This window comes from Bradyrhizobium sp. Mp19 (genome assembly GCF_029952935.1).
GTDB classification, from domain to species: Bacteria; Pseudomonadota; Alphaproteobacteria; order Rhizobiales; family Xanthobacteraceae; genus Bradyrhizobium; species Bradyrhizobium elkanii.
This window is the reverse complement of the sequence record NZ_JASAUT010000002.1, coordinates 122,664-137,427: the sequence shown is the minus strand read 5'-3', so window position 1 is coordinate 137,427 and position 14,764 is coordinate 122,664. Positions and strand designations below refer to the sequence as shown.

The window sequence follows — 14,764 nt, the reverse complement described above, 5'->3', positions numbered from 1 at the left end:
GCGCGGCGTGAGTCACAAATCTACGCCAAAATCCTCTCCGGCCGGCGGGCGCGGAGCGCCATTCCGCCGGCGACGCCGACGCCGATCACGTACATCCAGCCTTCGTGAAAATCGGCGAGATGCGAATTGAGCAGCGAGCTCGTGATGTTCTGCACGACCACGGCGAGCCCGATCCAGGTCGCGAGATCGCGGCCGGCGAACAGCCTGACGTGGCTGGTCCACATCGCGTAGAGCAGCAGGATGCCGATCAGCCCCCACTGGACCCCGACATTGAGGGTCTGGTTGTGCGGGTTGTTGATCACCTCGGCCTCAAGGCCGGTTTGCCCGACGGCATCCTGCGTGAACATGTGCCTGATCGCGCCGGTGCCGTGGCCGAGCCACGGTGCGCCGGCGATGAACTTCACCGACTTCCGCCAATAGGTCAGGCGCTGCGCGGTCGAGGCGATGCTCGAGGTGTCGTGGGCGCGATACTCGATGCCGACGTCGGCGATGCGTTGGCGAAGGTAGGGGGACGTGGTCCAGACCACGAGGCTGGTGACAGCGACGCCGGCGAACAGCAGCCGCGTGGCGCGCCGCGACAGATGCAGCGAGGCGAACAGGATCAGCAGCACCGGCATGTAGACCAGCGCGGTCCGCGCCGAGACGACATAGAGCATGTTGGCGACGAACAGCAGCATCAGCGCGATGGCGCCGGCTGCGATGCGCCATTGCCGGGCCCGCAGCGCCGTCAATGCCGGCAGCGCCAGCGCGAACGCGCAGAGCGCGAACTCCTGGCTCTGGTCGAGGTAGTTCTTGACCGGCACGCCGCCGGAGGCGGTGTGCGCAAGCTTGAGCTGCGGCAGCGCCAGCACGATCCAGGACAGGATCATCAGCAGCGTGCACGACAGCAGGAAGGAGGCGAACACCCAGAGCCCGCGCTGTGAACGCTGGAAGTAGCCGAGCAGGAACGGCAGCAGCAGCAGCTTGCTGAGCGGCTTGATGCCCTGCAGCCGCTCGGCCCAGCTCGTCTCCGACCATGCCATGCCGATCACGGCAAGTGCGACCAGCGCGATCGGCAATGCAAAGGCCGGCTGCGCGAGGTCGAGCATGAACTGCTCCCCGTCGATGGTCGGGATCACGGCGACAAGCCACAGCAGCATGAAGACGGCGAGTGCCGTGGTCGACCAGGGTAGCGACGCCGCGGCCAGGGCGATCAGGGTATCGGTGGCGCGGAGATAGGCGACCGAGCCGGACCAGGCGCGGACGCGATCGCGCCATCGTGCTGGCGGTTCGGTTGCGAGACCAATGGCGTCGAAATCGGTGCTCATGACCGGTCACACGCCGTGCGCGGTTGCACCGTTGAAGGTCGCCATCGCGGCGCTGAGCGCCGCGGCGGCGGCCGCGACGTCCGGGGCGGCTCGATGCGACAGCAGGTCGCGCGCCTGGGTGTGGTGGCCGAAGCGCTCGGCGAGCTCGGCCCGCCGCTCGCGGATCCGGTCGCGCCATTGCTCCTGCTGCGCCAGCACGCGCCGCACCGAGGCGCAGATCGAGTCGGTCGAGAACGGATCGAAATAGTCGGCAAGCTTGCCGGCGACCTCGCGGAACACGGCAATATCGGAGCACAGCACGGGAGTATTGGCCGCGAATGCCTCGATGATCGGGACGCCAAAGCCTTCGGCGAGGCTCGGCATGATCAGGCCGTGCGCGCCCGCGATCAGTGCCGCCTTCTCGTGCTCGTCGACATAGCCGGAGAAGCGGACGTTTTTCGGCAAATTGCGCGCCTGGTTGGCGCCGCCGGCATAGCCGATCACGACGAGATCGGCCTCCGGCAGCTTGCGGAAGGCGCGGATGACGGCCGCGAGGTTCTTGCGGGGCTCGTTCGAGACGATGACGACGAAGTCCGGCCGTGCCGGGACCGCGGTTGGCACCGGCGCAAGCGGCGCTTCCGCGACGTCGAAACGGGTCCGCGGATAGACCACTCGCGCCGGAATGTGCGCATATTGCGGGAGCAGGGCGCGGAAGCGGTTCATGCTGTAGTTCGAGACGAAGGCGAGCTCGTCAGCCTGGTTCACGCTGGTGAAAAGGCGCGACAGGAACAGGCGGGTTGCAATGTCATCCAGCTTGAGATCGGTGATCGGCAATAGGTCATGCACGACGCAAATCACCTTTGCGCCCGGGCGGCGCTGGATCGCAACCCGGGTCGGGGTGTCGACGAGAATGACGTCGTAGTCGCGCGCATCGACCCGCGGCGGCGGCAACCGGGTCAGCGCCGACGTGTCCTGATAGCTGTAGAAGCCGGGCTCGAGCCGGAAATCGCCGAACAATTCGAGATGGCGCAAATCGGTCGGAATGTATTCGAGGCCCTCGGTCCGGTTCTCGATCAGCTTCACGCTGGTCGGCAGCAGATGAATCGAGCGCAGGAAGGCGATGATGAATTCGAGCGAGGTCGCCGCGTTGAGCTTGTGCTTGAACCAGTCGACGGTGCGGCGCAGGCCGCCGCGCATGATCGGCGAGTTCATGTCGGTTTCATCGAGGTAACGATAGAGCGCGAGCAGCTCGATCAGCCGTGAGTCCTCGGGCAGCAGGCGCGTCCGCTGCTGCCTGCGGCGCAGCTTCCGGTACCGGCGCGTGGTCTCCACGACGAGGGTCAGGGCATGTCCGTCGCCGGCCAGCGAGCGGATCAATTCACGGGTGAAATGGAAGATGCCGCGCTTGTGGTTGGGCTCGCCAAGCGCCTCGCTGACGACCAGGATCTTTGTCATGCGCTGATTTCTCTGAGCTCGAGGTGATGCGGGACGGGCGCATCCAGCGGGGCGGTGCTGGCGATGCGGCCGTGATCGAGATCGATGATGCTGTTGCAGGTCCGGCGCAGCAGGGCATGGTCGTGCGAGGCGATGATCACGATCGCCGCGGTATCGACCATCTTGCGCAGCCGCTGCTCGGCCTTGGCCGAGAAATTCTCGTCGACCACGCTGAGCCATTCGTCGAGCAGCAGGATGTCGGCGGGAAACGCGGTCGCGGTCGCGAACAGCACGCGCATCAGCATGCCCGACGAGAACATGCGCAGCGGCAGCCGCCGCATGCGCTCCTCCAGTTCCGTGAACGCCCAGATCTCGTCCAGGACCGCCGGCGTCGGCTTGCGTCCCGAGATCCGCAGCAGCAGGCTGATATTGTCGGCGGCGACGAAATCGAGATTGACGCCGGCACCGAGGCCGAGCAGCGGCACGATGTTGCCGGAAATCTCGACGCGGCCGCTGCTCGCCGGGAATACGCCGGCAATGAGCCGCAGCAGAGTAGACTTGCCGGAGCCGTTCGGACCGGCGAGGCCGATGCGCGCGCCGGCCTTCGCCTCGATCGAAATGCCGTCGACCGCGCGGATGGTGCGCATCTCGCTGGCCTGGCGGAACAGGCGGCCGAGCAGGCGGCGCTTCAGCGAGAAGTCGTAGGCGCCGTACAGTGGATAATCGAGGCAGACGTCGCGGAGGTGGATGCTTGCCATGCCCTAGATCCAGAATGCTGCTTTGCGCAGGTGGGTGATGGTGACGATCGCGGCGACCGCGAGCGCGGCGAGGCAGGCCAGCACGTAGATCACGCTTGCCGTTGCGACATGACCGGTCGCCAGCGGGTCGCGCCAGATCGCGAACAGATGCGTCAGCGGATTGAGCCGCATCACGGTCGAGCCGCGATCGATCATTTCGGATGTCCAGATGATCGGCGAGGCCAGGAAGGCCAGCGTCAGCGAGGACTCGATGATCGGCTTGATGTCGCGGTAACGCGTCGCCAGCGCGCCGAGCACGAGGCTCAGACCCAGCGTGCAGACCACGAACAGAGCGAGGCCGGGAAGGGCGGCGATGGCGCCGCCGACATCGCGCGGCGTCAGCACGAGCCACAGAAGCAGCGGCACGACCGCGTTATGGGCCGCGAACAGCGCCTGCCGGAAGGTACATTGCAGCAGGAAGATCACCGGCCGCAGCGCGCGATCCTTGATCAGGCTGGCCGAGCCTTGCAGCGCAGTGGTGGCGTCGAGCACCACGCTGTTGAGGAAGGTCCAGGCGGTGAGGCTTGCCGCCAGCATCGGCAGCCGCGCCACCGCGCTGGCGTTGGAGAGATGGCCGATGACCGAGCCGAGCACGGCCACCATGATTGCCATCTGGATCGACATCCAGAAGGGTCCAAGGAGGGAGCGGACGTAGCGATGACGCACGTCGGACCAGGCCAGTGTTGCCGCGATCTGGATCGCGCCGACGAGCCCTGCCGTTCGGGGATGCGGGGCTGGGGCTGACGACCCCGCGTCCCTTGCGGCGGCCTCCTCGGTAACGACCTTGCGATACACCGTCTCGACTCCCTCCTTGAAGGCTGCGGTTGAGTATTTCGTCATCGCGCGATGGCGCGCGGCCTGCCCCATGCGGCGGCGCCGCTCGGGATCGTTGATCAGCGTCTCGATGGCGTCGGCAAGCGCGGTGGGATCGCCGGGCGGCACCGTGATGGCCTCGAGGCCGTCGCGGGCGACATGCGGAACGCCGGTGTCGAGCGCGGTGTTGACGACGGGCCGGCTTGCGGCCATCGCCTCGAGCTGCGCCAGCCCGAAGGTCTCTGCATTGGTCACCGACGGCATCACGAAGACGTCGGCGATGCGCATCAGCTTGACGCGTTCGCTCTCGGACACCGAGCCGAGCAGGCGGACACGGTCCTGCAAGCCATAGTCGCGGATCAGCTGCTCGAGGTTGTCGCGCTCGCGGCCCTCGCCGACGATCCAGACCTCGAAATTGCGGGCATGCGCGGCGCGCACCAGCACGTCAAAACCCTTGTAGGGCACCAGCCGTCCGCAGGCGAGCACGAGACGGCCGCGCGCGTTGACGTCGTCGGCCTGTGCGGCCGGCCGGTCATATTTGGCGACATCGACGCCGAACGGAACGGCGTGGCACTTGTCGGAAAATTCCTGCAGCAGCGGCGTGGTTTCGATCAGCACCGGATCGGAGACGATGATCGCGGCGGCCCGGCGCAGCGTTCGCCGCATCATCGGCTCGACCAGGAACCGCAAGGCCGCGTGCGAGACGATGTCGGCGTGCCAGTGCACGACCAGCGGGCGCGTGCGGCCGAGCCCGAAGGCGAAGACGAGGTCGGCGAGCGGGAAGGGGGCGTGCAGCGCCAGCAGATCGTGCTCGGCGATGCGGCGCGACAGCCGCCACGGATAGGTCGGCGCCGCCGGCAGCGACAGCACGTCGCCGAACGAGTGCACGCGCTCGACCGCAACGTCGTTGACCACGATCTGCCGCTCGCCGCCGGAGCGCGAGCAGACCAGCACGGCGGCGTTGAAGGTGTCCTTCAGTCCGGCGCAGATATCGCGGATCACCGTCAGCGTGCCGCCGAACAGGTCGGGATAGTAGACCTTGAAGATGTGGAGCACCGACGGACGCCGGGCCGGCTCGTTGACGACGATCATGGGCGGCTCGATCCGGATCATGCGACGAACAGGGCGACGATGAACGGCAGCGCCAGCGCGGCGGCGAACACCAGCGAGCGCAGCAGCGCCGGAAACACCGGCTCGATCGGGCCGCAGGGGACCCGCGGCGTGAAGCGGAATGTGGTGGCGGCGAACCGACCGGATTCGTGAAACGAATCGGATTCGTGAAACGAACCGGATTCGCGGGCCGAACGAAGAGACATTGCGTCGGATTCCCTGCTGAACGGATTCTGGATACGTGGGAAAATTTCACACGTCAATGGCGTCGGACTAAAATGTGGGATTATGTCCCACATATGGCGGTGGACAACTTTTCTGGGAGGAAGGATCGGAACGCATGACGGTGCGATCGCGCCGCGATGGCGCGGGGCGGGCGAGCAAATGCGCGAGTTGCTAGCGGAGCGTCAGACCGGCTCGGCGGCGCTGCGGTCGGCCGGTTGCCGGAGCTGGCGCCTGATCGCGGCGATGTCGAAATGAATCCGCTCGGGCAACATTGCCGCTGCCGGGCGCTGCAGATCCTGCTCGGTCACGACGCGCTTGCCGCCGTCGGACGTCAGCGCAATCGAGATCGATTGCGCGCGAGGCTCGGCGCGGAGGCCGGCATGCGCGCGGCAGGCATATTCGCCGGCGCGCAGACCGCCGAAACCGAAGGCGAGCAGGCGGCCGTAGATGTAGAGCGCGAGCAGGTCGGTTTCGTCGAAGCGGCGCGGCGATCCGGGCGCAACGCCCGGCAGGCAGGGATAGCCGCCCGCCATCACCGTCGACACGAACTCCTCAAAGGGAACCTGGGCGATCCGGCAGGCTTCCGCGATCGCAAGGTCGAATCGGGCAGACGTCATGGAGCGGTCCGTGGCGATGGCGGCAGTGCCGGGCGCCGTGACACCCGCTAGCGAGCGCGCGGACTGTGTCCGGAGGTGATTTTGTTTCCCATAAGTGGGAAAATATCACACGTCAAGTGAGGTGGGATTGTGTCCCACGGCGCGGGCGGCTAAAAGTTAGGCATGAATGCCAAGGCCCCGAAGTCGAAGGTGGGATCGTCCGCGCCGATCGCCGCAGCGAAGTTGCATGCGCCGCTGGCGCGGATGCTGCGCCCGCTGGTGCGGCTCTGCATCAGCGGCGGCATGACGTTTCCGGCGCTGACCCAGCTGCTGCGCGAGCTCTATGTCAACGTCGCCGAGCACGACTTCGCGCTCGAGGGCAAGGAGCAGACCGACAGCCGCGTTAGCCTGCTGACCGGCATTCACCGCAAGGAGGTGGCGCGGCTGCGCGGCGCCGGCGCGCCGGTCAATGCGGTGCCGGCGACGCTGTCGCGCACCAGCGCGATCATCGCGCGCTGGCTGGCCGCGCCCGAGTTCACCGATGCCAAGGGCGATCCGCTGCCGCTGCCGCGCACCGCCGAAGGCGGCGCGCCGTCGTTCGAGACGCTGGTCGAATCGATCACCAAGGATGTGCGGCCACGCGCGGTGCTGGACGAATGGCTCGACCGCAAGCTCGTCACCATCAACGACGACGACGAGATCATGCTGGTCGAGGAGGCCTTCGTGCCGCATGGCGACGACGACCGCAAATGGCACTATCTCGGCCGCAACCTGCACGACCATGTCGCGGCCGCCGAGCTCAACGTATCCTCGGCCGCGCCGCGCTTCCTCGAGCGCGCGGTGCATTACGACGGCCTGTCGGCGAAGCTTGCAAAACGGCTCGAGGGCCGCTCGCGCGAGCTGGCGATGGAGGCGCTCAAGGTCGCCAACCGCGAGGCCAATCGCGCGCTGGCAAAAGACAAGGGCGGCGACTATCGCTGGAATTTCGGCATCTACATCTATCGCGAGGGTCCGGACGGCCCGGTCGATGACGATGCCGACGAAGGCGGTGCGTCGTGAACGGTCCGCCCGTTATCTCGCGCCGCGCGCTGCTTGTCGGCTTCTGGCTTGCCGGAACGTCGCTCGCGGGCGCGCAGGTCAAGAAGCGCGGCAACGATCAGGGCATCGGCGGCACCGGCATCACCGGTTCCGATCAGGGCATCGGTGGCACCGGCATCGTCGGCGTGATCCAGCGGTTCGGCTCGATCTATGTCAATGGCGAGCGCGTCGCCTATGCACCCGACGTGCCGGTCAGAATCGACGGCGAAGCGGCGAGCGCCAAGGCGCTGCGGATCGGACAGCTCGCGCGCGTGGTGGCGCAGCGCGACGCCGGTGGCACGCTGTCGACCAAACGCATCGATGTGACCAGCGAGGTGACCGGGCCGGTCGAGCAGGTGAGGCCGGGCGGGCTGACGGTGCTCGGCCAGACGGTCGCCTGGACCGGACGCGAGAGCTGGCTGAAGGTGGGCGCGCATGTCGCCGTGTTCGGGCTGCGCCGCACCGACGGCGTCGTCGTCGCAAGTCTGGTGCAGGAGCGCCATGACGCTGCCGCGCGCGTCGCAGGGCCGCTCGAGCGCGACCGTGCCGGCGTCTTGCGGATCGGCGAGCTCAAGCTCGCCGGCGTCGATGCGGCGCTGGTCGGTCAGCGCGTGCTAGCCGAAGGACACGTCGCGCAGGGCGTGATGCAGGTGTCGCGCAGCCGCGCCGACGATTTCTCCGATCTCGCCGGCGCGAACCGGCTGTTGATCGAGGCCTATGTGCGGCGGGTCGGCAATGATCTGCAGCTCGGGTCCGGCTTTGTCGCGCGCGACCATTCGCGGTTCTCGCCGGCGGCCGACACGCGCGTCGTCGTCAACGCGCGGCTGTCGGGCCCGCGCGAGCTGCGCGTCGAATCGGTGCAATCGGTCGGCAAGTTCCCGGGCTCGTCGGTGAAGAGCCCGGGTACGCCGGGCCGTGGCCCCGGCGGCGGATCCGGGCCGGGTCATGGATCGGGATCTGGATCGGGACTTGGCGGACCGGGCGGCCGCGGCGCGCCTGGTGGCGGCGGTCCGGGTGGCGGCCCCGGTGGGGCGCCGTCCGGCATGCCGGGCAGCAGCCCGCCAGGCGGCGGGACTGCGCCTGATCCGCTGAGTGGTGGACCGACCGGCCCCGGTCCCGGTGGCTTCGGCCCGCCCGGCGGGCCGCTCGGTCCCGGCGGTGGATTCGGTGGCGGCGGGCCGCCTAGCGGCATGGGCGGCGGCGGACGCCGCTGAAGCCACAAACGCGATCGGCGCGAGTGAGACCGCTTGCGCCGATGTTCAGATCGATCGTTGTGCGATTGAACTAGCCCGCGCTGAGCCGGACGCCGGCGCGGAGGAATTTCTGCGGATCGACCGCTTCGCCGTCGATGCGGGTCTCGTAATGCAGATGCGGACCGGTGGAGCGGCCGGTCGAGCCGACGGCGCCGATCACCTGGCCGATCTTGACGTATTCGCCGACCTTGACGCCGATCTCGGAGAGATGGCCATAACGGGTCGACAGGCCGTTGCCGTGATCGACCTCGACCATGCGGCCATAGCCGCCGGCCCAGCCCGCCGACACCACCTTGCCGTTGGCCGTGACACGCACCGGATCGCCTTGCGCGGCCCGGAAGTCGAGGCCGGTGTGCATCGCCGGCCGGCCGAGGAAGGGATCGGTACGCACGCCGAAGCCGCTGGTGAATTCGACTTCACCGACCACAGGCTTGCGGTAAGGCACCAGCGCCAGCGTCTGGTTGAGCCGCTGCATCTGTGCGCGGTTGATGTTGATGCGATAGAGCTGGCGTTCGAACGCGCCGGCGTCGGCAGAGAGTTTCACAGGGACAAAGGGCCCGCCCATGCCGGAGCGCGGCGTCGCCGCTTCGAGCTGTGCCATGTTGAGGCCGAGATCGGAGATCACGCCGCGCATCCGGCGCACCTTGGAATCGATGCTGTCCTCGACCGAGGCGAGCGCGGCAACCTGGCGCCGCTCGACCTGGTCAAGCGAGGTCTGCAGGCGGACCAGCACGTTGTCGACGCCCTGAGCTTTGGCGAACTGGTTCGGCTGCGTCTTGGCGATCAGCGGCGCGCGCGATTCCAGCCGCGCCTCGCGATCCGGCGGCGCCACGAAGATCACGGTGTCGCTGATCGGCGAGGGTTTTAACGTGCCGGAGGACGGCGCCGCCTCGGCGCGGCCCTGCGGCTTGATCGATCCGGTGCTGGTGACGTCGGGCATCGCGCCGAGCGCAGTCGCGCGCGATTCCAGCGTCGACTGCCGCTTCATGATCTGGTCGAGCTTCTGGTCGAACTGCTCCTGGTCGAGCAGCTGGCGGCTGGTGGTGCGGTCGACCTTGGCGCGAAGCTCCGAGATGCGGTCCTCATAGGCGTATTGCATCTCGGCCTGGCGCGCGATCAGCCGGGTCAGCACGTCGTCGCGGAAGGCGAAATAGGTCGCGGTCGCCGCCGACCACATGCCGAGCAGCACCACGGTGCCGACGATGATCCAGAACACCACCGGCCCGAACCGGACCTGCTTGCCGGCATGGACCAGGGTATAGCCCTCGCTGGAGGTCGCCACCGCTGCGGGTGCGGTGTGATGGGCTGCCGGACGGCGCGCCGGCGTCCGGCCATGGTCCTGCGGATGATGGTGTTTGTGATGTTCCTGGTGGTGACCGGACCGGCTCGACATCGGTACTCCCGCGGCCGGTCGGACCAAGCTCCGTACGGCTAATTTGCGGGGCCGATTTGAGCCCGTCATGGTTAATTTTCAGGAAACGGAACTCGTCCCGTCAGAGCGCTCGGGCAGCCTCCAGTACCGCTTCGGCGTGGCCGTCGACCTTCACATGACGCCAGACGCGGGCGACTTTTCCACTGGAATCGACCAGAACCGTGGTGCGAATAATTCCCATGAAGGTCCTGCCATACATGGATTTTTCGCCCCAGGCGCCGTACGCTTCCAGCATCTGGTGGGCCGGATCGGAGACCAGCGGCACCGACAGCTGGTGTTTGTTTCGAAATGACTCCTGCGCCTTAACCGTGTCGGCGGAAATGCCGACCACTTCGGTCCCGCTGGCTGCGAACTCGCTTTTGAGCCGGGTGAAATCGATCGCCTCCCTGGTGCAGCCGGGGGTATCGGCGCGGGGGTAGAAAAACAGCACCAGCTTCCTGCCGGCAAAATCCTTCAGCGAAACGCTGCCCCCGCCGTCGCGCGGCAGGTTGAAGCCAGGCGCCGTGGCGCCCTCGGCAAGTGTGACGACGGACGAGTTGGTCACTGTCGCGGCCGGCTCTCGCTTTAACGGTTTCGATGCCGCCTTGTGCGAGGCTTTGCTTCGAACACCCGCTGCGGTCTTTGCTTTCGTTGCCTTGGTCGTTTTCTTAGTTGTTTTCTTAGTTGTTTTCTTGGCCGCCGCCTTCTTCGCAACCGCTGTGCGGGTTTTCGTCGCGGACTTCCCAGTGCTTGCGCTTGCGGCGCGCGCAACCTTTGTTGCGACCCGCTTTCCGGTTGTGTTGGAGGATTTCTTGCGCGTTTTCTTGGACATACGCCTTCCTTTCGTCGCTTTCCGAAGCTCAACCATTGGGGTATTGCGGGTCTTATTGGCGGCGGCCGGATTCGCTCCGGCCGCTGGGCAAGTTTGATGGCCACGGAGTATGGTGACAAGGAATTCGACGCGTGACCCGTCCGCTTGCTGAATTGGCTTTTGATTGGTTGGTTTGGTCCGTTCTGGGGGCCATCGGCGAGTAACATGATTAGGCGAGGATAGGCGGCGATGCCGGCACAGGAGCGCTCGATACGCATCGACGGGCGCCCCGATGGCGGCGATCAGCTTCGCCGTCAGCACCGAGAGGCAATGGCAAGGAACACGTCGCCGCAGGGTCCAAATCCGCGCGCCGGGGCTGACTTCTCGCAATGGGAAGACGACGCTGCGTGGGACGAGCAGGATGAGGCGGCGGGCAACCGTGCGCGGCAATTGCTGGCGCGTTCCAACACCAACCTGCATCGCTTCACTGATTTCTGCTCCGGCATGCAGCGCTGGCTGCACGGCGGGCGCTGGATCCGTCGCATCGGACTGGTCCTCGTGGTGCTGGTCGCGATGTTCGCGACCTGCTTCGGCGCGCTGTGGTGGCGGCTCGGCGCCGGCCCGATCAATCTCGACATGGCGACGCCGTGGCTTGCCGCGGCGATCGAGGAGAATATCGGCCACGGCAACACGGTCGAGGTCGGTGGAACGCAGATCGAGCGCGCTGGCCGCGTCAGGATCGCGGTGCGCATCCGCGACATCATCGTCCGCGACCGCGACCATGCGGTGGTTGCGAGCGCGCCCAAGGCCGAAGTGCGCCTGTCGGGAACCGCGCTCCTGATGGGTCAGTTGCGGGCGGAGAGCCTCAATCTGGTCGATGCGGAACTGTCGGTGCGCATCACGCCCGACGGCAATGTCACGGTGTCCGCCGGCGACACCGCAAAGCCGCTGGCCACCGGCGTTGCCTCCAAGCGGGAGGCGGGGATGCCGCCGACATTCCCGCGGCCGACACCCGCAGCACCGCCGCCGCCGGTTGCCTCGCCGCCGGTTGCCGCCGAGCCCTCGGCGCCACCCGATTCGGCCCAGAGCGGGCTGCTCGCCGGTCTCGACTGGCTCGACAGCCTCAGCATGACCGGCCTCGACGGGCAGAACCTCAACGAGATCGGCCTGAAGAACGGCAATCTCGTCGTCGACGATCAGCAGCGCGGCAACAAATGGAGCTTTGAGAACATCAGCCTCAGCCTGCGGCGCCCGAGCGGCGGCGGCGTTGCGCTTAGCTTCGGCGAGGAGGGCGCAAAACCCTGGTCGGTGCGCGTGCTGGTCGGACCGCAGCAGAACGGCGTGCGCTCGGTCGACATCAAGGCCGACAAGGTTTCCACCAGGAACATCCTGCTCGCGCTCCGAACCAAGGATCTGACCTACACCGCCGACCTGCCGCTGTCGGGCGAGATGAAGGGCGAGCTCGGCCGCGACGGCTTGCCGACCTACTTCCGCGGCAAGATCAATGTCGGCGCCGGCAACATCATCGACACCGACACGCCCGACTACCCGATGCCGATCGATTCGGCCGAGATGAGCGTGGAATGGGATTCGGGGCGGCGCGTGCTGCTGGCGCCGATCAAGATCATCTCGGGCGCCAACCGCATCACGCTGCTCGGCCATCTCGAGCCGCCGAACGACAACGTCACCGACTGGCAGGCCGGCCTGTCGGGCGGCACCATCGTGCTGGCCGGCGCCGACAAAAACGAAGCGCCGTTGATCTTCAATCGCATCAACATCGGCTTCCGGTTCGACACCGACAAGAAGCGCGTGCTGCTGACCCAGGCCGACATCTCCAATGGCGAGATCGGCGTCGCCGGAACCGGCAGCATCGACTATTCCGGCGAGCCGCGGCTGCAACTCGGATTCGCCGGCACGCCGATGTCGGCCTCGGCCCTGAAACGGATATGGCCGATCATCATCGTGCCCGAGGTGCGCGAATGGGTGCTCGAGCGGATCGACCGCGGCACGCTCCAGCGTATCGATGTCGGCGTCAATTCGCCGGTGCACAACCTGTCGCGCAAGGGACCGCCGATCCCGGATGACGGCCTCTCGGTCAACATTGTCGCCTCGGGTGTCACGGTGCGTCCGGTGGATCAGATGCCCGCGGTGCACGACGCGGATCTGAAGGCCCGGGTGACCGGCCGCACCGCGACCGTGACCATCAACCAGGGCATTGCCGACACGCCGGCGGGCCGCAAGATCACGCTGTCGGACTTCACCTTCGAGGTGCCGGACATGGCGCCGAAGCCGTCGCCGTCGAAGGTCAAGTTCCGGGTCGACTGTCCGGTGCCGGCCGCCGCCGAAATCCTCGCGTCCGACCGGCTCAGCGATCTCTCCGGTCCGCCGATCGATCCCAACGCCAGCAAGGGCAACGTCACCGCGACGATCAATCTCGGCATGCCCGTGAAGGGCGAGCTGACCAAGGCCGATACGCTCTACTCGGTCACCGCCGACATCTCCGGCGTTGCCGTCGACAAGCTGGTGATGAACCAGAAGCTCGAAGCCAACACGCTGAAGGTGATCGCCAGCAATGCCGGCTTCCAGGTCAAGGGCGACGTCAAGATCAACGGGCAGGCGGCCTCGCTCGACTACCGCAAGCCGGCTGAGGGCGATGCCGACGTCAAGCTGCAGGCGACGCTGGACGATGCGAGCCGCGCGCGCCTCGGGCTCGATCTCGGTCCCGCGGTCTCGGGCGCGATCCCGATCAAGCTGAGCGGCAAGATCGGCAGCGGCGACAACCCCACCACCAAGATGGGCGTCGAAGCCGACCTGACCCAGCTCAAGCTCGACAACATTCTTCCGGGCTGGGTCAAGGCGCAGGGCAGGGCCGGCAAGGCGACCTTCAACGTGGTGCCGAAGGGGCAATCGACCAGGTTCGAGGACATCTCGATCGACGGCGCCGGCGTGTCGATCAAGGGAGCGCTCGAGGTCGACCAGAACGGCGACCTCATGAATGCGTACTTCCCGACCTACGCGCCGTCGGAAGGTGACAAGACATCGCTGCGCGCCGATCGCGGTCCCGACGGCGTGATCAAGGTGACGATGCGCGGCGACGTGTTCGACGGCCGCGGCTTCCTGAAGTCGGTGATCTCCGGCCGCGACAGCGATCCCAAGAGCAAGACCAGGACCACCGATTTCGATGTCGATCTGAAACTCGGCGCGGTCGCAGGATTCAACGGCGAAGCGCTGCGCAGCGTCGACGCCAAGGTCTCGCGCCGCAATGGGTTCTTCAAGGCGTTCACGCTGAGCGGCAAGGTCGGCCGCGACACCCCCGTCACGGTCGATATGCGCGGACGCCAGCAGGGCCGCGAGGTGATCTATCTGCAGACCGCCGACGCCGGCGCGTTCCTGCGCTTCATCGACACCTATTCGAAGGTGGTCGGCGGCCAGCTCACGCTGGCGATGGAGCCGCCGATCCCCGAGCCGAGCCCGAGGGAAGGGCTCATCAATATCACCGGCTTCTCGGTGAAGGGCGAAACCCAGCTCGATCGCGCCGTTGCCGGCGGGCCGGTCAGCACCCAGAACGGCATCGGGTTCGACGCGCTGCGCGCCGAATTCACCCGCCAGAGCGGCCAGCTTTCGATCCGCAATGGTGTGGTCAAGGGACCGACCATCGGCGCGACCATCGAAGGCAGCATCGACTATATCGGCAACCAGGTGCGGATGAACGGCACCTTCATTCCGATGTACGGGTTGAACAACATGTTCGGCCAGATCCCGTTCTTCGGGATTTTCCTCGGCGCCGGCAGCAATGAAGGCCTGATCGGCGTGACCTATGAAGTGGTGGGAACGCCGAGCGCGCCGGTATTGCGCGTCAATCCGATCTCCGCGCTGGCCCCCGGGCTGACGCGCAAGATCTTCGAGTTCAAGCAGTACGGCCCGAACGATCTGCCGACGACGAACAACTAG

11 protein-coding genes are annotated in these 14,764 nt (G+C 66.8%); 3 read left to right on the top strand and 8 right to left on the bottom strand.

Annotated elements, in window-relative coordinates:
* Positions 1 to 20: 20 nt before the first annotated feature.
* From QJT82_RS03390 to QJT82_RS03365, 6 genes are all read right to left on the bottom strand, one after another.
* Positions 21 to 1,307 carry an O-antigen ligase family protein gene (locus QJT82_RS03390; protein ID WP_028344950.1) on the bottom strand — a complete coding sequence of 429 codons (1,287 nt, stop codon included), beginning with the start codon at positions 1,305 to 1,307 and terminating at the stop codon, positions 21 to 23.
* A 6-nt stretch (positions 1,308 to 1,313) separates the two neighbouring features.
* Entirely contained in the window at positions 1,314 to 2,741 is a 1,428-nt protein-coding gene (locus tag QJT82_RS03385) for a glycosyltransferase family 1 protein (RefSeq protein WP_028344951.1), read from the bottom strand.
* On the bottom strand, positions 2,738 to 3,478 hold the full coding sequence (locus QJT82_RS03380) for an ABC transporter ATP-binding protein (RefSeq protein ID WP_028344952.1): 741 nt from the start codon (positions 3,476 to 3,478) through the stop codon (positions 2,738 to 2,740). The genes QJT82_RS03385 and QJT82_RS03380 overlap by 4 nt, the downstream gene beginning before the upstream one ends.
* Before the next feature lie 3 nt (positions 3,479 to 3,481).
* Positions 3,482 to 5,422, bottom strand: coding sequence for a glycosyltransferase (locus QJT82_RS03375; protein WP_028344953.1), 1,941 nt, complete (start codon positions 5,420 to 5,422; stop codon positions 3,482 to 3,484).
* 17 nt (positions 5,423 to 5,439) lie between these two features.
* Positions 5,440 to 5,646, bottom strand: a complete 207-nt coding sequence (locus QJT82_RS03370) for a hypothetical protein (protein ID WP_028344954.1) — start codon at positions 5,644 to 5,646, stop codon at positions 5,440 to 5,442.
* Between the two features lie 201 nt (positions 5,647 to 5,847).
* On the bottom strand, positions 5,848 to 6,282 hold the full coding sequence (locus tag QJT82_RS03365) for a hypothetical protein (RefSeq protein ID WP_028344955.1): 435 nt from the start codon (positions 6,280 to 6,282) through the stop codon (positions 5,848 to 5,850).
* A 162-nt stretch (positions 6,283 to 6,444) separates the two neighbouring features.
* Between QJT82_RS03365 and QJT82_RS03360 the strand changes: the two genes are divergently transcribed.
* Together QJT82_RS03360 and QJT82_RS03355 are read left to right on the top strand one after the other, a co-directional pair.
* On the top strand, positions 6,445 to 7,320 hold the full coding sequence (locus tag QJT82_RS03360; protein WP_028344956.1) for a DUF6502 family protein: 876 nt from the start codon (positions 6,445 to 6,447) through the stop codon (positions 7,318 to 7,320).
* On the top strand, positions 7,317 to 8,552 hold the full coding sequence (locus tag QJT82_RS03355; RefSeq protein ID WP_028344957.1) for a DUF5666 domain-containing protein: 1,236 nt from the start codon (positions 7,317 to 7,319) through the stop codon (positions 8,550 to 8,552). Before QJT82_RS03360 ends, QJT82_RS03355 begins: the two co-directional genes overlap by 4 nt.
* A gap of 70 nt (positions 8,553 to 8,622) precedes the next feature.
* Here the strand turns inward: QJT82_RS03355 and QJT82_RS03350 are convergent, their stop codons facing one another.
* Both QJT82_RS03350 and QJT82_RS03345 read right to left on the bottom strand, forming a co-directional pair.
* A complete protein-coding gene (locus QJT82_RS03350; protein ID WP_028344958.1) occupies positions 8,623 to 9,984 on the bottom strand; it encodes a M23 family metallopeptidase in 1,362 nt (453 codons plus the stop codon).
* A 100-nt stretch (positions 9,985 to 10,084) separates the two neighbouring features.
* On the bottom strand, positions 10,085 to 10,834 hold the full coding sequence (locus tag QJT82_RS03345; protein ID WP_196238258.1) for a peroxiredoxin: 750 nt from the start codon (positions 10,832 to 10,834) through the stop codon (positions 10,085 to 10,087).
* Positions 10,835 to 11,062: 228 nt separating this feature from the next.
* Here QJT82_RS03345 and QJT82_RS03340 point away from each other — a divergent pair, with 228 nt between their 5' ends.
* Positions 11,063 to 14,764, top strand: coding sequence for a DUF3971 domain-containing protein (locus QJT82_RS03340; RefSeq protein ID WP_035634065.1), 3,702 nt, complete (start codon positions 11,063 to 11,065; stop codon positions 14,762 to 14,764).

Bases quoted from the DNA above. Each gene is read 5' to 3' on its own strand.
- QJT82_RS03390 (WP_028344950.1), bottom strand. From the start codon at position 1,307: ATGAGCACCGATTTCGACGCCATTGGTCTCGCAACCGAACCGCCAGCA.
- QJT82_RS03385 (WP_028344951.1), bottom strand. From the start codon at position 2,741: ATGACAAAGATCCTGGTCGTCAGCGAGGCGCTTGGCGAGCCCAACCAC.
- QJT82_RS03380 (WP_028344952.1), bottom strand. From the start codon at position 3,478: ATGGCAAGCATCCACCTCCGCGACGTCTGCCTCGATTATCCACTGTAC.
- QJT82_RS03375 (WP_028344953.1), bottom strand. From the start codon at position 5,422: ATGATCGTCGTCAACGAGCCGGCCCGGCGTCCGTCGGTGCTCCACATC.
- QJT82_RS03370 (WP_028344954.1), bottom strand. From the start codon at position 5,646: ATGTCTCTTCGTTCGGCCCGCGAATCCGGTTCGTTTCACGAATCCGAT.
- QJT82_RS03365 (WP_028344955.1), bottom strand. From the start codon at position 6,282: ATGACGTCTGCCCGATTCGACCTTGCGATCGCGGAAGCCTGCCGGATC.
- QJT82_RS03360 (WP_028344956.1), top strand. From the start codon at position 6,445: ATGAATGCCAAGGCCCCGAAGTCGAAGGTGGGATCGTCCGCGCCGATC.
- QJT82_RS03350 (WP_028344958.1), bottom strand. From the start codon at position 9,984: ATGTCGAGCCGGTCCGGTCACCACCAGGAACATCACAAACACCATCAT.
- QJT82_RS03345 (WP_196238258.1), bottom strand. From the start codon at position 10,834: ATGTCCAAGAAAACGCGCAAGAAATCCTCCAACACAACCGGAAAGCGG.
- QJT82_RS03340 (WP_035634065.1), top strand. From the start codon at position 11,063: ATGCCGGCACAGGAGCGCTCGATACGCATCGACGGGCGCCCCGATGGC.